Genomic DNA, 21402 nt, shown 5'->3' with positions numbered 1-21402 from the left:
TTCATTTTGAGGGACGATTGGATGGTCACTTGGCGCTTTGATTGATAACTGACACAGAATTTTGAACACCCTCTTGAAATGTATTAGTTTCTGCAATTTTTTTGTGATTTTTTGAAACTCCATCTTATCTATGCTGCCGTGCGCATTTTTTGGGCGAATATTTCAAACTCTCTAGCAGGGATAGGTTTGCTGTAGTAATAGCCTTGAATAATGTCGCATTGTTGTTTCCTAAGGAAGTTAAGTTGGTCTAGCGTTTCAACGCCTTCGGCCACAACCTCTAATCCTAGACTGTGAGCCATCGCTAGTATTGCAGATGCGATATCGCCATTTTCTCCGTTTTTCCCTATGTCTTTAATAAATGCGCGGTCTATTTTTAGTGAATTCAATGGCAACTTTTGCAAGTAGCTTAGCGATGAGTATCCAGTTCCAAAGTCATCCATAGCCGTATGGAACCCCATGCTTTGAATGGCGGTAAGGATTTCATGAATATCCTCAAAGTTATTTATGGCAATACTTTCTGTTACTTCTATGTCGATAAGATTTGGAGAGATTTTTGTGTCTTCAACAATTATTTCAAGTTTTTCCAGAAGATCCGGGTCTGCGAACTGAATGCTTGACATATTTACACCAATAACAAAATCACCAAGGCCTGAGTCAGACCAGTATTTTGCTTGTGATGCGGCTTGTCGTAGAACCCAGCAGCCTATGTCTGATATAAGACCAATTTCTTCAGCTAGACCGATAAATACGTCCGGAAAAATTAGTCCTCGTTGAGGATGATGCCAGCGTATAAGGGCTTCAGCACCTACAATTCGTTCTGTTTTAGAGCATATTTTTGGTTGATAGTAAAGCTCGAATTGTTTTTTTTCGTAAGCTACCCGAAGATCTTTTTCAAGTTGGAACTTTTCATGGTTCCTTTTGTTCATTTCGCTGGTTACGTAGTTAGCTTGATTTCCACCATTTTGTTTTGAATACTGAAGGGCGACTTCAGCTCCTCTCATAAGTTCAGATTCAGAGTCCGATTCTAGAGGATAGACAGAAATACCTATGCTAATGGTGATATGGAATGGTGATTCGTTAATCATGTAATCTTTATTTGATAGTGATTTTAAAATATTTTCTGATAGCGAATCAATGCTGTCTATATGACTTATGTTGCTTGCAATAATTGCAAATGATTCGCTTGAGAATCTGCTTATAAAAATATTCTTTTCAGAAATAGACTTTAAAATGTCTGACATTGTGTGAATTATGTTGTCGCAGTTCTCATGTCCAAAAGATTCTATTATCTTTTTGAACTCATCAATAGATATGAGAAGAACTGAAAGCAATTTCTCATTCTTGGATGCATTATCTATTTCTGAAGACAGGTGCTTGTTAAACGAGTTTCTGTTTGGTAGATCAGTCAGGCTATCATAGCGTAATTGATAATCGAGTCTTTTTGACACTTCCTTGTATTGTGTAATGTCCTGTATGGTTCCAATTAATTTTCCTGCGTTTGTATAGTTGTCTATAACATATTCTGTGTTGCTAAGTAAGAAAGATTCTTGGTTATTTATAATCATTCTGAATTCTGTCATGTATCCTTTTTTATTATTTATTGAATTTTCAATGGTAGACATTGCAGATGATTTGTCATCATTGCAAAGTGAGTCAATGAATTCGGAAAGAGATGATTCATTGGATTCAATTCCAAGTATTTCTATTGTTTCGTTAGAAAATGTTATTCTTTTGTCGTCGGTTATTTCTATATATCCTAGCTTAGCCAGTTTTTGTGCTTGTTGATTCTTTATTTGTGAGACTATTATTTCCTTTTTCATGTCTCTATTTCGGATCGCATATTTTACGCGTTGGCTGAGTAGTGTCCATTGTACTGGTTTTGTTATAAAGTCAGTGGCACCAGCCTGATAGGCTTTTTCGACTGACTCAACATCGTTTGATCCAGTTAGCATGACAATGGGAAGGCTGGCGTCGTCCGCAAATTCTCTAATTAATCTGCATGTGGTGTAACCATCCATTTTTGGCATCATTACATCTAAAATTACTAAGTCTGGGCATTTTTCTTTGCAAATATGAATTGCAGTCTGGCCATCTGCTGCATCAATTACATTAAATCCGTCTTTTGAAAGGGATTTTGTTACAAGTTTTCTTGTAATATTGTCATCATCAACAATGAGTAGTGTTATATTTTTCTGTGTCATAATTGGACTCTAACAAGCAATGTCAAATTGGTGTGATAGAAAGCGGTTAAACTCATACTGAAGGTCTGTAATTTTGTTTTTTGCAGATTGTAAATCATTCTTTTTAGAAAGTGATTCAAGGTCTGCGCACACTCTTGCAACTTGAATTATTCCCAAGTTACTGCTGCTGCTTTTTAATAGGTGGGCGCTGGCGGCAGAATTGTCGGAGTCGTTATCAGCAATATATTTACTGAGATCCTGAATGATATGTGGAGTATTGTTTTTGAATTCATTGTACAGATCATGAACCTCGTTTCCCATAATGGAAAGCAATTCATGATATATTTCTGTGTTGATTACGTCGCTATCTGACATTGTTTTACCCTGCCATTTTTAGTGGACTGTAATTTTTTATCCATTTCTTCAAAATAGTAGTTACCTGATCGTATCTGACTGGTTTTGAAATGTAGTCGTCCATGCCAGAATCAAGGCATTTCTCTCTATCACCTTTCATTGCATTGGCTGTCATGGCAATGATGATATTTCTATTCTTTTCAGAATTCCGTATTTCTCTTGTCGCGGTATATCCGTCCATGATCGGCATTTGGCAATCCATAAATATGGCGTGATAATTTCTATTTTTGGCCAATTTTACTGCTTCTAGTCCATTATTGGCTATATCAAAGGATATTCTTTGCTTTATTAACATTGTAGATATTACTTTTTGATTTATTGAATTATCTTCGGCAATCAATATAGTTATCTCTGAGTTGTTAATCTCGGGTGTCTCTGTTTGGATGTTTGGCCCTGATGTTTTGTGGTTTTCTAGGGTGTTGAAAATTGTGTTTAATAAAATATTTCTTCTAACAGGCTTTGTTATAAATTCGTGTACACCTATAAGATTTGACTTCTTTATTTCAAGAGTTTCTGTTGATGAGCTGAGAACAATTATTCTAGTTTCCATTATTCTTGGATCTGATTTAATTAGTCTGCTAGTCTCTAATCCGTCAAGGTCAGGCATGGCAACATCCATGAGGACAATTTTGTATGGTAAGTGGGTTTCAGCAGCTTTGATTAGTTCATCTATGGCATCTCGTCCATTCGTTACGCAGTTATGAGGAAATCCCCAGCGTGCCAAGTGGGTTGATATAAGAGATAGATTGGTTTTGTTATCGTCTACAACAAGAATTGGCGTTTTTTGAGTAACCTCAAAATCGGCGATGGAATCATTGGTCCTTTTGCTTTTTATTAGTTTTATGGTGAAATGAAAACGGCTACCGTAACCTGGCGATGATTCAACGAGGATATCTCCGCCCATAAGGTTGCAAAGTTGTTTAGATATGGATAATCCTAACCCAGTGCCACCGAATTTCCTTGTGGTGGAGCCATCTTCCTGTGCGAACGCGTCAAATATTATTTTTTGTTTATCTTCTGAAATCCCTTTTCCAGTGTCTGAAACTTCAACCAGAAGAACTATATCGTTTTCTGATTGTTCTTGGAGAGATGCCTTGACAGAAACTTCACCCTTTTCAGTAAATTTAATGGCATTGCCGATAAGATTAGATATTATTTGTTTTAGTCTGGTGCTGTCGCCTTTGACAAATTCAGGTACATTTGATGATGTGTAGCATGTTAATTCAAGTCCCTTCTTATGTGCTTGGGAGGCCATGAGGTCTGTAATATCTTCAATGGAATCTCTAAGATTAAATTCCACGCATTCAAGATCTATTTTTCCAGCTTCTATCTTTGATAAATCAAGGACATCGTTAAGAATTACAAGAAGCGAAAGTGCTGAAGAAGATGCGGTCTTGACAAAATCACGTTGTTCATTCTGAAGACTTGTTTCTGATAAAAGCTCCAGCATGCCGATAAGGCCATTCATCGGTGTCCGTATTTCATGGCTCATATTGGCCAGGAATTCTGACTTCGACCGATTGGCTATCTGAACCTGGCTAAGTGCATTCCTAAGATCGTTGGTTCTTTCGGATATGCGTAATTCAAGCTGGTTGTTAATGTGCTCTATTTCTCGTTGAAAATTATTCTTCTTCTCAATCTCTGAATTCAAATTGTCAATTATTGGCGATGTTACCCCATTGAACAATCCTGTGGAAAATATAATAAGGAGTGTGGCGCAAATAATTGATACAGTGGCGGTAAATAAGAATGAATTTAATAGCGCATCACTGTTGTATGAAGCGATTAATGTGGAATTAATTTCTGGAATGTTTTTGTAAATATAGATGGTGTTGTTTCCAGTTACTGGGTGGATGTCTTCATGTGTACTGCTTTTTCCTGAGGAAATATCCATGAATTGAGTGAATTGGTTGATGGTTTCCTGGTCTATATTCTTTAAATCGGTATCGTCGCTGTAGATGATTTTTATGTTGCCATCGACTTTTTCAACCAAGGTGTATTTTGTGTGTGATTCATCTGAAACAACCCCATTTCGACTCTCAATGAATTGGGATATTGTGGCGCCAAACGCCCCCAGAGGGTGATCTTGCTGGCTATTTTCGGCATCAAAGCGTGCAACGGAAGATAAGAATTGTGCCTTGCCTAGGACTTCAGACTGTAGTCTATCCTTTTCGATATTTAGCAGGGCGTTATAGACCAGTGTAAGCGTGATAAAGATCGATATCGCTGAAATGATTATCATAGATACCGAAAGAAAATTGAATCTTGCCTTTGTTGAGATCCTACTTGCTTCCCTAGTGGCGTATATCCCCAGTGATGAGATGATTACTGATATCATGCCTGTTATGAGGGCAATGGTGTCATTGCTTAAATGAAGAATATCATTAAGCCCTTTCTGCTCGACTGCATGTAATGTTAATGCGGCCATGCCAGTGTAATGCATGCCGCAAATGGCAATGGCCATGACAAATGCTGCCACATACTGATAGGTAGATTGTTGATATCGGTTTTCTGATAAGTGTGCCAGTATCCGCAGTGCCGCCAGGCTGGCAACGAATGCAATGATGACAGATAGCGTGACCAGAAATTTGTCATGGTGCATGGATGCGGGAAGCTGCATGGCAGCCATGCCGAGGTAATGCATTGAACTGATTCCGCTTGCCATGATTGCGGCGACAAAAATGTTTTTTGCGCTGATTCTTTTCTCAATGGATTGACTGAGCGCTATTCTGGAAATGATGAGTGCAGCTGCGAGTGATAACAGTGTCTCAAGGGCGTTGTATTCAACGTTAACTGGCAGCTTTAATGCCATCATGCCAATAAAATGCATGCCCCATATGCCTGTGCCCAGGGTGAATGCGCCGGCATTTATCCAGGTTTTTCTGTTGGATGAGGATTGCTGTATGACCAGATAAAACCGAATGGCCGCAAACGACGTTAATGCTGCAATTACGAATGAAAGTGCAACTAATTTGAAATCATAACTTTGGGTTAGGATGTTGGAGTCCATGTTCAACGCCTCAAGAATCTTCTGTTATATCGGAGAGTTCCAAGGCGTATATCAGTGGATGGTGTAAAAACTTCGTAACAAAGTTAACGAAGTTGTGTTCTTTTTATCGAAATTTATGCGGTATTTATGGTTCGAAATGCTTTCACGAAAAACTTTGCTGGATTAAACTAGTAAATTTTCCAATGTTTTTTCAAACATGAAAGACACTTTATCGAGATCGTCAGCTTTGATGCATTCGTTTAATTTGTGAATGGTGGCATTGATGGGGCCAAGTTCGACGACTTGCGCACCCGTGGGGGCGATGAATCGGCCATCGGAGGTGCCACCGCTGGTGGATAGTTCAGTTTCAATGCCGGCGACTTCGCGGATCGCTTTTTGCACCGCACCTACCAGCTCGCCTGGTTGGGTTAGAAACGCTTGCCCAGAGAGTACCCATTTCAATTCATAGTCAAATCCGTACTTGTCGAGAATGGCTGCAGTACGTTGCTTGATAATGTCGTCGGTGATTTCGGTAGAGAAGCGGAAATTAAAAATGACTTCCATGTTGCCAGGTACGACATTGGTCGCGCCAGTGCCTGAATTGATGTTGGAAATCTGGAACGTGGTTGCAGGGAAAAATTCGTTGCCGTTATCCCAGACTTCGGCACACAAATCGGCCAGTGCTTGTGCGGCAAGATGAATTGGATTTTTGGCCAGATGCGGATAGGCCACGTGACCTTGCACACCTTTGACAGTGAGATAGCCGTTGATGGAGCCGCGACGGCCATTTTTCACTACGTCACCGGCAATGCGGGTGGACGAAGGTTCGCCGACGATGCAGTAATCGATTTTTTCATTGCGCGCTTCCAGATGCTCAACCACTTTGACGGTGCCGTTGATGCTTGGACCTTCTTCGTCGCTGGTGATCAGAAATGCAATGGAGCCTTTATGGTCGGGATGATTTTTCACGAAGCGTTCGCAGGCGGTGACCATGGCTGCGAGACTGCCCTTCATGTCGGCTGCGCCGCGACCGTAGAGCATGCCATCGATAATTATTGGCGCGAACGGTGGGGTGTCCCACTTTTCCAGTGGGCCGGTGGGCACGACATCCGTGTGGCCAGCGAAAGCCAACAGTGGGCCTTCGCTGCCACGACGGGCCCAAAAATTATCCACGTCATCAAAGCGCAGTCGCTCGGCTTTGAATCCAATCGCCTCAAGGCGCTGAATCATCAGCTCCTGACAGCCGTGGTCTTCGGGAGTCACGGAAGGGCGGGAGATCAGATCAAAGGCGAGGTCGATTGTGTCAGACATGGATAACTTTCAAATTAGGAAAAAAGAGTGGCGTAACCGTCGGCACTGAAGCCAACGATGCGTTTGTTGCCCAGATCTAACACTGGACGCTTGATGATGCCGGGATTGTCGCGCATCAATGCAATGGCGCTGTCGCGATGGATGTTGTCGCGGGTCGCTTGATCTACTTTGCGCCACAACATGCCGCGAGTGTTGAGCAACATCTCCCAGCCCAGTTCTTTTTCCCAGGCCAGGAGGGTGTTGTCGGTCAGACCATCTTTACGCACATCGTGAAACTGAAACTCGACACCATGATCGGTCAGCCATTGCATGGCTTTTTTCATGGTGTCGCAGTTTTTAATGCCGTAAATGGTGACCATCTTAGTCGATGTTGCGCAACAGTTCGTTGATACCAACTTTAGCGCGAGTCTTGGCATCTACCTGTTTGACGATGACTGCACAGTACAGTGAGTATTTGCCGTCTTTGGAAGGCAGGTTGCCAGAAACCACCACGGAGCCGGCAGGAATGCGACCGTAAGTCACTTCGCCAGTTTCGCGGTTGTAAATCTTGGTGGACTTGCCGATGTACACGCCCATGGAAATAACCGAGCCTTCTTCAACGATCACGCCTTCAACAACTTCAGAGCGTGCGCCGATGAAGCAGTTGTCTTCGATGATGGTAGGCGCAGCCTGCAGAGGCTCAAGTACGCCACCGATACCAACGCCGCCAGACAAGTGCACGTTTTTACCGATTTGTGCGCAGGAACCAACCGTTGCCCAGGTGTCAACCATGGTGCCGCTGTCGACGTAGGCACCGATGTTAACGTAGGAAGGCATCAGTACGGTGTTGGGAGCGATGTAGGCGCCTTTGCGTACAGTGGCAGGTGGCACAACGCGAATGCCACTTTCAGCGAACGCGCGTGAATCCATGTGATTGAATTTGGTTTCAACCTTGTCGTAAAACTTGGAGAAACCGCCGTCGATGACTTTGTTGTCTTCGATACGGAATGACAGCAGTACGGCTTTTTTCAGCCACTCGTTGACAACCCAGTCGCCATTTTTCTTTTCGGCAACGCGCGCTGCGCCGCTGTCGATCAGGTTGATGGCTTCTTTGATGGCGCTTTTGGTTTGCGCGTCAACGGTCATCGGCGTGATGTCAGCGCGGCGCTCAAAGGCTTCTTCGATAATGCTCTGTAAGTTGCTCATGGGTGTTTCTCCAGTTCAAAAAATTTAAAGGGATTCGATAAATTGGCGAATGCGTTTGGCGGCGGTTACGCATTCATCCAGCGTGGCAACCAATGCCATGCGGACATGATTGGCGCCGGGATTGATGCCGTGCGCTTCGCGTGACAGATAACTGCCGGGCAGTACGGTGACATTTTGTTGGGCAAATAATTGTTGGGTGAACAGTGTGTCGTCGATAGTGGTTTTCGCCCACAAATAAAAACCGGCATCAGGCTGTTTGACATCCATGACGGGCGACAGAATCTTCAGCACTGCATCGAATTTGATGCGATACAGCTCGCGATTTTCCAATACGTGTGTTTCGTCATTCCAGGCGACGGTGCTGGCGATTTGTGCCGGCGGTGGCATGGCGCAGCCGTGATAAGTGCGGTAACGCAAAAATTGCGCGAGCACGTCCGTATCGCCAGCCACAAATCCAGAGCGCATGCCCGGCAGGTTGGAGCGTTTGGACAGACTGTGAAATACCACGCAGCGTTTGAAGTCGTTACGACCGATTTTGGCGCAAACCTGCAGCAAGCCCAGCGGCGGATTGGCTTCATCGGGATAAAGTTCGGAATAACATTCGTCGGAGGCGATGACAAAATCGTACTTGTCTGCCAGTTCGATCAATTGCAGCAGTTGTGCTTCAGGAATTACTGCACCGGTAGGATTGCCCGGTGAACAAACGTAGATCAACTGACAGCGCTGCCAAACTGATTCCGGCACTGCAGAAAAATCGGGCAGGTAGCCGGTGTCTGCCGTGGTGTTCATGAACCAGGGTTCAGCGCCGGACAAAAACGCCGCACCTTCGTAAATCTGGTAAAACGGGTTAGGGCTGATCACCAGCGCGTCTGGCGTGGGGTCGATGATCGCCTGCGCAAAGGCAAACAGCGCTTCGCGGGTGCCGTTGACCGGGATGATCTGGGTTTCCACGTCGGTGCGGGCGGCAAAGCGGCGCTCTATCCAACGGGCGATGGATTGGCGTAATTCGACACTGCCTTTGGTTAATGGATAGCCAGAGAAACCGTCCATGTGGTCGGCAAATGCCTGTTTGACGAATGCGGGCGCCGGGTGTTTGGGTTCACCAATGGACAACGCAATGTGTTCCAGCGACTGTGGCGGCGTGATGCCCGCCTTGAGTTTGGCCAGTTTTTCAAACGGATAGGGCTGTAGTTTGCGTAAATTCGGGTTCATGCCATCTATAGATGTGAGGAAAGCGCCAGGGCGCGTAGTATAACCAAGGGGAATGCTAAGTTCTACCGCCAATGGTTTGGACAGGGACAAGTCGCTGTTTTTGTGATTTAATTTGCGGCATGTTTAAACCTCTCGAAATTTTTGTTGGTCTTCGCTATACCCGCGCCAAGCGGCGGAATCACTTTATTTCTTTCATCAGCCTGATCTCCATGCTCGGTGTGGCCGTGGGCGTGGCGGCCTTGATCACGGTTATTTCCGTGATGAATGGTTTTGAAAAGGAATTGCGCGAACGCATCCTGGGCATGACAGCCCATGCCACCATTCGTGGTGATGGCAATCAGCTGAAGGATTGGGAACACGTCGCCAAACTGGCTGCCCAGCATCCGCAAGTGGTGGGTTATGCGCCGTTCATCGCAGCGGAAGGCATGTTGAGCGTCGGCGATCACGTCCAGGCCAGCATGGTGCGCGGCATATTGCCTGCCCAGGAACCACAGGTGTCGGATGTGGGCGAAAAAATGGTGCACGGCGAACTGCACAGTCTGGTGCCGGGCGAGTTCGGCATTATTCTCGGCAAAGACCTGGCGCGTCTGCTGGGGGTGATGCGCGGTGACAAGGTGACACTGATTGTGCCCCAGGCCAATGTGACGCCGGCAGGCATTATGCCGCGCATGAAGCGTTTCACCGTGGTCGGCATTTTTGAAGCAGGCATGTACGAATACGACAGTGCCCTGGCACTGATTCACATCGACGATGCCGGCAAGCTGTTTCGCATGCCGGGAGAAGTCAGTGGCGTGCGCTTGAAACTGGCGGACATGTTCCAGTCAATGCTGGTGGTGAAGGATTTGATTGATTCCCTGTCGGGTGAATACTGGGTGAGCGACTGGACACGGCAGCACTCGAATTTTTTCCGTGCGGTGCAAATGGAAAAAACCGTGATGAGTTTGATTCTGACCTTAATCGTGGCAGTGGCTGCGTTTAATTTGCTGTCCACCATGGTGATGACTGTGGTCGACAAGCAGTCTGACATTGCGATTTTGCGTACCCTGGGTATTTCGCCGGGCAGTATTATGGGCATTTTTATGGTGCAAGGCTCGGTGGTCGGGGTGGTAGGTACCCTGTTGGGCACGGTCGGCGGTGTGCTGTTGGCGCTGAATGTGCCGACGATTGTGCCGGCGCTGGAGCAGTTGTTGGGCACACAATTCCTCAGTGCGGAAGTGTATTACATCAGTGAATTGCCTTCGGAAATGCGCTGGTCCGATGTCTATACCATCAGTTCTACCGCGTTTGTGCTGTGTTTGCTGGCGACGGTTTATCCTGCCTGGCGCGCATCGCGCGTGCAGCCGGCGGAGGCGTTGCGCTATGAGTGAGTTGGTGATTGATTGCCGACAACTGGGCAAGACGTTTGATGACGGCCATTTGAAAGTTGACGTACTGAGCAGTGTTGATTTGCAGGTGCGTGAAGCCGAACGTATCGCGATTATTGGTGCGTCAGGTTCGGGCAAATCGACGCTGCTGCATTTGCTCGGCGGTCTGGATAAACCAAGTCGCGGCGAAGTGCGTGTGCTTGGGCAGAACATGGCGCAAATGCGCGAAAAGGAAAAAGGGCGTTTTCGTAATCGCCACTTGGGATTTGTTTATCAGTTTCATCATTTGTTGCCGGAATTTACTGCGCTGGAAAATGTTGCCATGCCGCGTTTGATAGCCGGCGTGAGCGTGGCGCAGGCACGCGATGAAGCAGCGATGTTGTTGCAACGGGTTGGTTTGGGTGAGCGTTTGAAGCACAAACCTGGCGAGTTGTCCGGCGGCGAGCGGCAGCGCGCAGCGATTGCCCGCGCGCTGGTAAACAAACCGCAATGCGTGTTGGCCGATGAGCCGACCGGTAATCTGGATTACAAAATTGCTGATCAAGTGTATGACCTGATGCTGGAGCTGAATGCCGAATTCAAAACCAGTTTTGTGGTGGTGACGCATGATCCCAATCTGGCCAAGCGCATGGATCGGGTGTTGATGCTGGATCAGGGCGTATTGAAACCGGTTGAACGCAGCGTATAAAAAAATTTAAAGCACCGTAGTATTGGATTCACATTCTCGCAGGATGCGGGGAGGACACATGCGATTAGGGATTATCGCGTTTGCCTTTGGTTGCTGGCTGTGCCAGCAGCAGGCGCAACTGATCTCCAGCGACTGGCTCTGGGCAGGATTGCCGGCGCTGGCGTTGATTTTTCTTCCCCGGATTTTCCCCAAACTGCTCGCCGCATTGGTGATGGGTTTTCTATACGCCAATGCCTACGGGCTTTACATGGCGTCGCAGCCATTTTCATCGGATTGGGAGCGACAAACCCTGCGTATCACCGGCGCGGTGGCGTCGTTGCCGCAAGTCGATGAGCAAGGCGCCAGTTTTTTATTTCACGTTGAGCAGTTGCAGTGGCACGAGCATGTCTATTCCTGGCAGGGCAAAGTTCGTCTGCGCTGGCGTGACGATTCTCGACATGAACGGCCGGTGTTGCGTGCCGGAGATCGCTGGCAGTTGTCGGTACGCTTGCAGCGACCGCATGGCAATGCCAACCCCGGCAGTTTTGACGCCGAAGCATGGATGTTTGCCCAAGGCATCAAGGCAACAGGATCGGTGACTGCGGCAGAGCAGGCGCGAGTGCTACCGGAGGTCGATCATCGTTTCGCCCTGCACCGGGTGCGTCAGGCGGTATTTGATCGACTGCAACAGACGTTGCCAGATTCGGTGAGCAAGGGGTTGTTGGTCGCGCTAGCCATGGGTGATCGTTCGCTGATGACTGCCGAGCATTGGCGAGTGCTGATGGCCACCGGTACCAATCATTTGATGGCGATATCCGGACTGCACATTGGGCTGCTGGCGGGCTTGGCGTTTTGGCTGGCGCGCTGGCTTTGGTCTCGTTCGGCAGCGTTATGTTTGCGTCTGCCTGCGCCAAAAGCCGCGGCATGGGCGGCGATGCTGGCGGCGACATTGTATGCCTTGCTGGCAGGTTTTGCGGTGCCCACCCAGCGTGCCTGGGTGATGACCATGGTGGTGATGTGGGCGCTGTGTTTTTTTCGGCCACTGGCAAAATCACAGGTGCTGTGTCTGGCCTTGTTGGCGGTGTTGTGCTGGGACCCGCTGGCGGTACTCAGCGCTGGATTCTGGTTGTCGTTTGCGGCGGTGACATTGATTGTCTATGTTTTGGCGCATCGCTGGCGTGGTTATTCACGCTGGCAACAGTGGGGGCGAATTCAGTGGGCGTTGGGGGTGGCGCTGCTGCCGTTGACCTTGCTGTTTTTTCAGCAATCATCGCTGTTGGCGCCGCTGGCCAATTGGGTGGCGGTGCCGTGGGTGAGTGTGCTGGTGGTGCCGGCCTTGTTGATCGGTTGCGGCGTGATGTTTATCTGGCCGTGGCTGGCAACGTGGATATTTGCCCTGGTCAGCGGTGCTATGGATTGGTTGTGGCTGTTGCTACAATGGCTGGCGTCGTGGCCCCTGGCGGTGTGGCAGCATGCGATCGCTGCGCCGTGGGTGCTGCTGGCGGCCATGCTGGGGGTGGCGTTATTGTTGGCACCGCGCGGCTGGCCGGGGCGAGTCCTGGGGCTGGTGTTTTTGTTACCGCTGGTGGCGCTTGCGCCGAATCAACTTGCTGAAGGTGAAGCGGATTTTTATTTGCTCGACGTGGGGCAAGGGCTGGCGGCTGTAGTGCGTACTCAGCAACATTGGCTGGTGTTCGACGCCGGGGCGCGGATCAGTGATGAGCTGGACCTGGGACAGTCGGTCGTCGGGCCGTTTTTGCGGACCCTGGCAGCGACCCGGATTGATGCATTGCTAGTGTCTCACGGAGATAACGATCACATCGGTGGGGTGGAATTTTTGCGTCGGCAGTGGCCGGTAAAACGATTACTGACCTCGGTACCGCAGCGTTTGCCGGGCAGTGAGCCTTGTCACGTTGGCCAACACTGGCAGTGGGACGGGGTGGATTTTGAAATGCTGCATCCGCATGACGGGCAATTATTGCGCAGTGAAAACGATCAATCCTGTGTGCTGCGTGTGAGATCGGCGGGCGGTAGTGTATTATTGGCGGGTGATATTGAGCTGCGCGCCGAGCAACAGTTGCTGGAGCGCGATGCGGATCGTTTGCAGGCGGATATTCTGGTTGCGCCGCATCATGGCAGCAAGACTTCGTCATCTGCGGAATTTGTCGCAGCGGTGCAGCCTGAATATGTGCTGTACGCGGTGGGATACCACAACCGTTTTGGTCATCCATCACCGCAGGTGATGGCGCGTTATCGGGCGCAGGGCAGTCAGGCATTGCGCAGCGATGTGGATGGAAATATTGGTTTTCAATTGCGGCAAACCGGCATCGGTGAACCGCAACTTTACCGGCAGCAGTATCGACGCTACTGGCATTGGCAGTAAAAAATTGCAGAGGTGACATGTTACAGATCGTAATTTCCGGTGGCTGGTTAATGGTTCCCATTATCCTCTGTTCCATCGCTGCATTGGCTATCACCGGGGAACGCTACTGGACTTTGCGCCGTCAGCGTGTGGTGCCCGATAACTTGGTGAGCAGCATTTACCAATTGTACAAACACAATAAACTGGATCAGCATTCGGTGGATGTGTTGCGCGACAATTCACCCCTGGGTCAGGTATTGGCGGCGGGTCTGGACAATATTGATCGCAGTCGCGAAGTGATGAAAGAAGCCATCGAAGAAACCGGTCGTCACGTCGTGCATGAACTGGAACGCTATCTCAATCCGCTCGGCACTATTTCGCAAATTGCACCGCTGTTGGGTTTGCTTGGTACCGTGGTGGGCATGATCAAAGTATTTACCGTGATTTCAACCCAAGGCATAGGCAATCCGGGTGTGCTGGCCGGAGGTATTTCCGAAGCGTTGATCACAACAGCGGCGGGATTGACGGTGGCGATACCGTCGCTGATGGCGTTGCGTTATTTTCGCCGGAGGATTGATGATTATGTTGTTACCATGGAGCAGGAATCGATCCGGTTGGTGGAAATGATTCATGGCGAACGCGAAACGCGGGGAGCTGGGCATTGAACTTTCGCAAGCGACGCGTTGAAGATTCAGAAATCAACATTACGCCGCTCATCGACGTGGTGTTTTTGTTGCTGATTTTTTTCATGGTGTCGACCACGTTCAAGCAGGATTTTGAAGTCGGGATTGATTTGCCCAAGTCCAGTTCCGAGGCGAATCTTCTAAACCGGACCATTGAAATCACCATCGATGCCACTGGCCGTTATTACGTCAATCATCAGCAACTGGTGAACACCCACCCAGATACATTGCGACGAGCGTTGGCCAAAGTGGCCGGCGATGATCGTAATTTGCCGGTGATACTCAGTGCTGATGGCAAAACACCTCACCAGGCCGTCATCACCGCATTGGATGCGGCACGACAACTGGGATTTAGTCGTTTGACCTTTGCCACTCAGCAGGAAAGCAAATAGTTGGCGTATCTTTTTCCTAACCTTTTTGCCGCGCAGATCATGCGCGCATGAGCCAAAAAATACACTATGTCAAAAAAGCCTATTGATTTAAACGACGGCAAAGCGGTTTACCGCCGTCTTTTGGGATATGTCAAACCCTACTGGAAAGCATTCATCATTGTGATCATCGGCATGGCGATGGTGGCAGCCACAGAAGTTGGATTTGCCGCACTGATCAAACCCATGCTCGATGGCACATTTGTCGAGAAAGATCCGTTCTGGATCACCGTGATTCCGTTGGCGTTGATCGGTATTTTTCTGGTGCGTGGTATCGGCAGCTTTGCGACCAGTTATTTGATGTCGTGGGTTGGGCGTCATGTGGTCAAGGATATGCGCAGCGAAATTTTTGATCATCTGCTGCTGTTGCCCACCCGCTTCTATGACAAAAATGCGTCCGGGCAAATTATTTCCAAAATTATTTATGATGCCGAGCAAGTCAGCGATGCCTCCAGCCGGGCGTTGACCATTATCATTCAGGACAGTTTGGTGTTGATTGGTTTGATCGGCTGGATGTTTTATCTCAGCTGGGAAATGACCTTGGTGTTTTTAATCATCGGCCCGGTTATGGCGGTGATGGTGGCCAGCATTAATCGTCGGGTACGACGTGATTCGCGCCGTTTGCAGGATTCCATGGGGAATGTGACGGAAATTTCCCAGGAAGCGATTGAAGCGCAGCGCGTGGTCAAAATTTTTGGCGGCAAGGATTACGAGCGCCAAGGCTTTGATAAAGCCAATGAGTACAATCGCAAGCAGTTTATGAAAATCGTCAGCACGCAGTCGGCCTATGTGCCCTTCGTGCAGTTGGTGGCAGCGTTGCTGTTGGCGCTGATTATTTATTTGTCCACCCGCCCCGGCGAAGAAGTGATGACGGTGGGAACGTTCATGTCGTTTATTTCGGCGATGCTGATGTTGTTTCCACCGTTAAAACGACTGACCACGGTGAACGTAGTGTTGCAGCGCGGTGTTGCCGCAGCGCAAAGTATTTTTGGGTTGCTTGAAGAAAAAGCAGAAATCGATCGTGGCACACAAACGCTGGCGCAGGTGCGTGGCGATGTGCGGTTCGAGAATGTTCGTTTTAGTTATGACAGCGACAAAGGCGAAGTGCTCAAAGGCGTGAATTTCAGTGTGCCATCGGGCAAGTCAGTCGCCTTTGTTGGTCGTTCCGGCAGTGGTAAATCCACGTTGGTGAGTTTGTTGCCGCGTTTCTATCACCTGGAAAACGGGGTGATCAGTATCGACGGTATCAACATTAACGATTTGCGTATGGATGAACTGCGTAAGCACATCGCGTTGGTCAGTCAGGATATTACCTTGTTCAACGACACCATCGCGCACAACATCGCCTATGGTCGACTGGAAACGGCGACTGAAGAACAAATCATCGAGGCGGCCAAGGCTGCCTATGCCTGGGATTTCATCAAGGATTTGCCTGATGGTTTGAATACCCAGGTGGGCGAGCACGGTGTGTTGTTGTCCGGTGGTCAGCGTCAGCGCTTGGCAATTGCCCGCGCCATTTTGAAAGACGCGCCGATTTTGATTTTGGATGAAGCGACGTCGGCGCTGGATTCAGAATCCGAACGCCATATTCAGGCAGCGCTTGAACAGTTAATGAAAAACCGCACTACGTTTGTGATCGCGCATCGTTTGTCGACCATCGAAAATGTCGACCAGATTGTGGTGATGGATAATGGCGTGGCAGTGGAGCAAGGCACGCATCAGGAACTGATGGCGCGCAACGGCCATTACGCCAATTTGCATCGCATTCAGTTTGGCCATGGTTGATTCTTCTGCCGCCTATGGTGCCAGCTATCCTGCGTTATGGTTGCAGGATGTGCGCGATCGCTGGGCTGGGCAACAGGCGCGCGCCAATGCCCGCTGGGGCTGGGTGAAACCGGCAGAAGGTCGCGGCAAATTGATTTGGCTGCGTGCCGGTGCGTCATCTCGTTCGGTGTTGCTGGCGGCAGAGTTGCTCGCTGCAATTCGTCATCGCCGCCAGGATGTGCGATTGGTGCTGACGTTTGAACAGGATTTGCCAGAGATCTACGCGCCGCGTTTTAAGGGCTTGCGTAAAATCGCCGTGGGCTATGGGTGTTGTGATCGCCCAGCATCAATTCAGCGCATGGTTGAAAATTTAAAACCCCACGGCGTCATTGCGGTCGGTGATACGCCGGGCGAAAATTTTTTGCGCCTGTTGCCATTGTTGGTGGAACACGTTGTGTTGTTTCAGCAGCATCCCATGCCGGCCATGCCCGGCGTAGAAATTTGTTATCCGTTGAACGCGAATGATTTACCGCCGGGGCAGTTGTTTGCACTGGCAGCAGATGCGTACACCATGCTGGTGCAGCAGCAGGTGGAGCCCAGTTTTGCCGGCATTGTGCGCGGTGAGCATCTCGACATGCCACTGTGGGCGATGAACGGAATTGATGTGACGGACGCGCCGGACATATTGGCGCAGTGGCAGGCGAGTTCGCTGGCCGAGCAATCGTTGCTGTGTTTGACGCCGGCGAACTGGAATGATGCGGAAGCCCTGCATCAGATCACGCAATCGTTTGGATTGCATAGCGAGCGCTTGAGTCATTGGCGGCGACAAGCGATAGCGCCGGGTTCAATCGTGGTGGTGGATGAAGCGCGCTGGCTGGCGCCGCTGAGTGTCTCGGTGACAGCGCAGCATTTGTTGCGCAGTGAAGAATTGTGGCAGGCGCTGGCAGGTGGAGCGGTATGTACGGCATCGCCGTCGCTGCTGTTGCCGGTGACGGTTGAACGCATCGCCGATGTCGCCGGGTTGTTGGCGTCCTGGCAGGGGTTGATGCAGTCGCCATTTGTGGCGCGCCAGCAGGGCGATGCCTGTCGAAAATTATTTTGGCAGCAGCGCCGTGCCGCGGAATCGATGTTGGATGATTTGTTGAACAGGGTGTATGAGTGGTGAGTTCGCTGGAACAGCGCTGGTACCAAAAAGATACGCAGCCGCCGTTATGGGCGCGCATGCTCGAGCCGGTTTTCCGCACGGTGGCGACGACCCGTCGACGTTTGTATCGACAGGGGCATTTGCGCAGCTATCGTGCGCCGGTGCCGGTGCTGGTGGTCGGCAATATCAGCGTGGGCGGCAGTGGCAAGACGCCGCTGGTGATCTGGCTGGTGGAAATGTTGCGCGATGCCGGCTACAAGCCTGGGGTGATCAGTCGCGGCTACGGTGGACGGGCGGCGCAGTATCCACTGAAAGTGCGCGCGACCACTGCCGTGACCGAGTGTGGTGATGAGCCGCTGTTGATTGCCCGACGCACGGGTGTGCCGCTGGTGGTCGACCCCAAACGCAGCCGCGCCGCCCAGCACCTGCTGGCGCAGTACAAGGTTGATGTGATCATCGCTGACGACGGTTTGCAGCACTATGCGCTGGAACGCGATATTGAACTGGTTGTGGTGGATGGTCAGCGGCGCTTGGGCAATGGTCGTTGCCTGCCGGCAGGGCCCCTGCGCGAGCCGGCCTCGCGCCTGGACGAGGTTGATTTTGTCATCAACAACGGCAGCCGCGCCAAGGGTGAAGTGAGTATGCGGCTGCAGATGGGCGGCGCCTGGCAGCTTACCCATCCGCATGTGTTGCGCAGTATCGACAGCTTTGACGGGCCGGTGCATGCGCTGGCGGGTATTGGTCATCCTGAGCGGTTTTTCCAGCAGTTGGAGAGCCAGGGACTGACGATTTCGCGCCAGCCGTTCGCGGATCATCACGCCTATCAGTCAACGGATTTGCCGACCTCGGGCGAGGTACTCATGACCGAGAAAGATGCGGTAAAATGCCTGACATTCGCCACCGACAACCTGTGGGCCGTTTCGATTCAGGCGCAGTTGCCGGAGAATTTCCGCGAGTCCCTGCTCGCGCTGTTAGCTCAAAAAATGAAGGATTAGTCATGGACCCCAAACTGCTTGATATTCTGGTCTGCCCGATTTGCAAAAGTCGGCTGGTGTACAAAAAGGCGGAAAAAGAGCTGATCTGCAAGGCCGACCGACTGGCTTTTCCCATCCGCGACGATATTCCGGTGATGCTGGAAGAAGAGGCGCGTGAGCTGCCAGCCGACGAGGAAGTCTGATGAGCTACTCCATCGTCATCCCTGCCCGCTATGCCTCGACGCGTCTGCCAGCCAAGCCGCTGCGTGATATCCACGGCAAGCCACTGGTGCAGCATGTGTTTGAATGCGCCAAAAAATCCGGCGCAGACGACATTATCATCGCCACTGACGATGATCGCATCGCCGAAGTTGCACGTGGTTTTGGCGCGCCGGTGTGCATGACTTCGGTGAACTGTGCGACCGGCACCGACCGCCTGGCTGAAGTGGTGAAGCAACAGGGATATGACGAAAATCGTGTGGTGGTGAATCTGCAAGGTGACGAACCCCTGATGCCGCCCGAGGTGATTGATCAGGTGGCCAACAATCTGTTGCAGCGTCCGGCAGCAAGCGTGTCCACCGTGTGTGCTCGCGTGGCCAGCGCCGAAGAATTGTTTGACCCGAATGTGGTGAAAGTGGTGTTTGATGCCCAGGGCTATGCGCTGTATTTCAGTCGCGCGCCGATTCCGTGGAATCGTGACCAGTTTCCTACCGAGTCGCTGGCCGCGAATTCGCCGCACTTCCGTCACATTGGTCTGTATGGTTATCGTGCCGGTTTTCTGGGGCGGTTTGTGACCTGGCCGGCCTGTGTGCTGGAAACGACCGAGTCACTGGAGCAGTTGCGGGTGCTGTTTAACGGCGAACGCATTCATGTGGCTGAGGCAATAAAACGTCCCGGCCCGGGAGTGGATACCGAGGCGGATTTGCGCGCGGTGCAGAAAATTCTGGCCACGGCCTAGTCGTCGAGTTTTTTCTTGTCTGCCGGTGCTGCAGGCTTGCTGGCACCGGCTTTCATGGATTTGGCGATATCGGCTAGCGGCGAGGGGGATTTGTTGGTGGCCACCGGTGTCGCTGGTTTGTCGGCAGGGGGTGCATTACCTTGGGCGATGTTGATGGTAACCACGCCCTTGTCGGTGGTGCACTCAAAACCGTGCGCGTTCCAGCGGATGTGGCCAGTGCGCACCATCTGAATCGCCATTTCAAACAAAATGCCGGCGAAAGCCATGTCGTCACCGCCATCCTCGCGGATTTTTTTCAAAAACTCATCGGCCACTTCGCTGACAAAAATTTCCCGTTTGATACGCTGCTTGGCCATTGGTCTTTTCCGTGTTAGTGAATCGCGGTGGCGACCAGATTGTTGCCGACGACGTTAATCTCAACTTTAATCTCATCGCCCACGGTTTTGCCACTCAGCTGGGCGGCAACGGTTGAAATGTCGATGACAAAGCTGTTTTTGATTGTCAGCGTGGTCGGAGTGATCGGATCGTTGGTAGCGGTGATGATGCCGTGTATCAGCAGCGGGTCAGCGCTGTCGTTGATGCGATCCAAACGAGTCACTATCCAGCTACCGCTGGGTTGCTGGTAGGCGCTCAGTTCCACCCGATCATCGTTACCTAGTTTTTTGATATCGAAATAATGTTCGGGCGTGTAACCCCCCTGATCGCGATTGTCGTTCATGATGGTTTGGTTATTGATGATGAAATCTTTGCCAAACACTGTGATAGCGCTGGGGATAGACGAATTGAGCGCGACACGGCCATTGATGTCCAGATCGGCCTCAATGTGTTGCTCGGCGCTTTCCAGCACTAGGTTGCCATTGCCATCGAACTTGCCTTTAACTTCGATGCGTGCGCCCACGGTGTACGGTGTGGTGTCCTGCACCAGCACGGTGTAGCCGTTTACGGTAAAGCTAGGAGGTGCTGGAGAAACGCTAACCGCACTGATGATGCCTTCCAGTTCCAGTTCCTGGCCATCCTTGCCTTCAAATTCGCGACCACTGGCACTTTTCACTTCAATGCGATTGGCGATCAGCACGCCGCCGCTAAAGCCACTGGTGGACTTAACCTCGACCAAGGCCCCATCTTGCAGTGTAACGTTGCCAATGCCGCCATAACTGATTGTCTGCGATCCGATACTAAAAGTTTTAGCGGTTGGACTTAGCAAACTCACGGTACCTTTCAGTTCAATTTCTTCGCCGGCGGTATAGCTGGCACTCTTAACCTCAACCAAAGTCGCGTGAATGTTGCCCAGACCATCGGCGTAGCCACTGACCTCGACTACGTTGTTGATGGCGATTGAAAGCGCGCCTTCGATTTGGGTTTGATTATCGATGGTGACCACTTGTCCCATGACGGTAATGGTACCGACGTTGTTGAGATCCAGGGTGGTAGCGGTTACTACGCCTTTGAGTTCGTTGTCATATTCAACCGCGCTGGCAACGCCGGTTAATGGATCGTCGGGATCAATCTTGCCGCGTACTTTGACCACCATGCCGATTTTCAGCTCAGTTTCGTTGGCGCCGGCACCATTGAGGCTGACGCTGCTACCGGTGGTTTGGAAATGCACACCGTTGACATAAACACTGCCAAAACCGGTGATGGCGCCCAGGGAAACGACAGGCTCGGTCGTTGGGGTCAGACCGGTGCCGGTTTCGCCACCGCCGGCGCAACCGCTTAACAACGCGGCCAACAACAGGGGAAGGGGGAGAAGGCGTAAGGCGTTCATGG

Annotated in this window: 19 protein-coding genes; 10 read left to right on the top strand and 9 right to left on the bottom strand. The window is 50.3% G+C overall.

What is annotated here, in order from left to right:
• Positions 1–128 precede the first annotated feature (128 nt).
• The 7 genes from OEW58_09355 to dapC all read right to left on the bottom strand — a co-directional run bounded on the left by OEW58_09355 (position 129) and on the right by dapC (position 9291).
• The gene (locus OEW58_09355; protein ID MDH5301554.1) at positions 129–2201 is read right to left on the bottom strand and encodes an EAL domain-containing protein; all 2073 of its coding nucleotides are present in this window, start codon (positions 2199–2201) and stop codon (positions 129–131) included.
• 9 nt (positions 2202–2210) lie between these two features.
• The gene (locus OEW58_09350; protein MDH5301553.1) at positions 2211–2555 is read right to left on the bottom strand and encodes an Hpt domain-containing protein; all 345 of its coding nucleotides are present in this window, start codon (positions 2553–2555) and stop codon (positions 2211–2213) included.
• A 4-nt stretch (positions 2556–2559) separates the two neighbouring features.
• Positions 2560–5604, bottom strand: coding sequence for a response regulator (locus OEW58_09345; GenBank protein ID MDH5301552.1), 3045 nt, complete (start codon positions 5602–5604; stop codon positions 2560–2562).
• A 162-nt stretch (positions 5605–5766) separates the two neighbouring features.
• On the bottom strand, positions 5767–6894 hold the full coding sequence (dapE, locus tag OEW58_09340; protein ID MDH5301551.1) for a succinyl-diaminopimelate desuccinylase: 1128 nt from the start codon (positions 6892–6894) through the stop codon (positions 5767–5769).
• A gap of 14 nt (positions 6895–6908) precedes the next feature.
• Positions 6909–7253 (bottom strand): ArsC family reductase, encoded by a 345-nt coding sequence (locus OEW58_09335; protein MDH5301550.1) that lies wholly within the window; start codon positions 7251–7253, stop codon positions 6909–6911.
• Position 7254: 1 nt separating this feature from the next.
• Positions 7255–8079 (bottom strand): 2,3,4,5-tetrahydropyridine-2,6-dicarboxylate N-succinyltransferase, encoded by an 825-nt coding sequence (gene dapD, locus OEW58_09330; GenBank protein MDH5301549.1) that lies wholly within the window; start codon positions 8077–8079, stop codon positions 7255–7257.
• 24 nt (positions 8080–8103) lie between these two features.
• Positions 8104–9291 (bottom strand): succinyldiaminopimelate transaminase, encoded by a 1188-nt coding sequence (gene dapC, locus OEW58_09325; protein MDH5301548.1) that lies wholly within the window; start codon positions 9289–9291, stop codon positions 8104–8106.
• Between the two features lie 119 nt (positions 9292–9410).
• Here dapC and OEW58_09320 point away from each other — a divergent pair, with 119 nt between their 5' ends.
• From OEW58_09320 to kdsB, 10 genes are all read left to right on the top strand, one after another.
• Positions 9411–10658 (top strand): lipoprotein-releasing ABC transporter permease subunit, encoded by a 1248-nt coding sequence (locus OEW58_09320; GenBank protein ID MDH5301547.1) that lies wholly within the window; start codon positions 9411–9413, stop codon positions 10656–10658.
• Positions 10651–11343, top strand: a complete 693-nt coding sequence (gene lolD / locus OEW58_09315; GenBank protein ID MDH5301546.1) for a lipoprotein-releasing ABC transporter ATP-binding protein LolD — start codon at positions 10651–10653, stop codon at positions 11341–11343. The genes OEW58_09320 and lolD overlap by 8 nt, the downstream gene beginning before the upstream one ends.
• 58 nt (positions 11344–11401) lie before the next feature.
• Positions 11402–13705 carry a DNA internalization-related competence protein ComEC/Rec2 gene (locus OEW58_09310; GenBank protein ID MDH5301545.1) on the top strand — a complete coding sequence of 768 codons (2304 nt, stop codon included), beginning with the start codon at positions 11402–11404 and terminating at the stop codon, positions 13703–13705.
• 17 nt (positions 13706–13722) lie between these two features.
• The gene (locus OEW58_09305; protein MDH5301544.1) at positions 13723–14349 is read left to right on the top strand and encodes a MotA/TolQ/ExbB proton channel family protein; all 627 of its coding nucleotides are present in this window, start codon (positions 13723–13725) and stop codon (positions 14347–14349) included.
• Positions 14346–14759, top strand: a complete 414-nt coding sequence (locus tag OEW58_09300; GenBank protein ID MDH5301543.1) for a biopolymer transporter ExbD — start codon at positions 14346–14348, stop codon at positions 14757–14759. Before OEW58_09305 ends, OEW58_09300 begins: the two co-directional genes overlap by 4 nt.
• Before the next feature lie 66 nt (positions 14760–14825).
• The gene (msbA, locus tag OEW58_09295) at positions 14826–16580 is read left to right on the top strand and encodes a lipid A export permease/ATP-binding protein MsbA (GenBank protein ID MDH5301542.1); all 1755 of its coding nucleotides are present in this window, start codon (positions 14826–14828) and stop codon (positions 16578–16580) included.
• Entirely contained in the window at positions 16573–17724 is a 1152-nt protein-coding gene (locus OEW58_09290) for a hypothetical protein (protein ID MDH5301541.1), read from the top strand. The genes msbA and OEW58_09290 overlap by 8 nt, the downstream gene beginning before the upstream one ends.
• Positions 17721–18698 carry a tetraacyldisaccharide 4'-kinase gene (gene lpxK / locus OEW58_09285; protein MDH5301540.1) on the top strand — a complete coding sequence of 326 codons (978 nt, stop codon included), beginning with the start codon at positions 17721–17723 and terminating at the stop codon, positions 18696–18698. Before OEW58_09290 ends, lpxK begins: the two co-directional genes overlap by 4 nt.
• A gap of 2 nt (positions 18699–18700) precedes the next feature.
• On the top strand, positions 18701–18880 hold the full coding sequence (locus tag OEW58_09280; protein ID MDH5301539.1) for a Trm112 family protein: 180 nt from the start codon (positions 18701–18703) through the stop codon (positions 18878–18880).
• Positions 18880–19635, top strand: coding sequence for a 3-deoxy-manno-octulosonate cytidylyltransferase (kdsB, locus tag OEW58_09275; GenBank protein MDH5301538.1), 756 nt, complete (start codon positions 18880–18882; stop codon positions 19633–19635). Before OEW58_09280 ends, kdsB begins: the two co-directional genes overlap by 1 nt.
• Here kdsB and OEW58_09270 read toward each other — a convergent pair.
• Together OEW58_09270 and OEW58_09265 are read right to left on the bottom strand one after the other, a co-directional pair.
• Positions 19632–19991: a hypothetical protein gene (locus OEW58_09270; GenBank protein ID MDH5301537.1), complete on the bottom strand. Its 360-nt coding sequence runs from the start codon at positions 19989–19991 to the stop codon at positions 19632–19634. The genes kdsB and OEW58_09270 overlap by 4 nt on opposite strands.
• Before the next feature lie 14 nt (positions 19992–20005).
• Positions 20006–21400 carry a DUF5666 domain-containing protein gene (locus OEW58_09265; protein ID MDH5301536.1) on the bottom strand — a complete coding sequence of 465 codons (1395 nt, stop codon included), beginning with the start codon at positions 21398–21400 and terminating at the stop codon, positions 20006–20008.
• Positions 21401–21402: the final 2 nt, after the last annotated feature.

It is taken from the genome of Gammaproteobacteria bacterium, from assembly GCA_029884425.1.
Classification (GTDB): domain Bacteria; phylum Pseudomonadota; class Gammaproteobacteria; order S012-40; family S012-40; genus JAOUHV01.
Note: the sequence above shows the minus strand (reverse complement) of the source record. Positions and strands in the feature narration are given on the sequence as shown.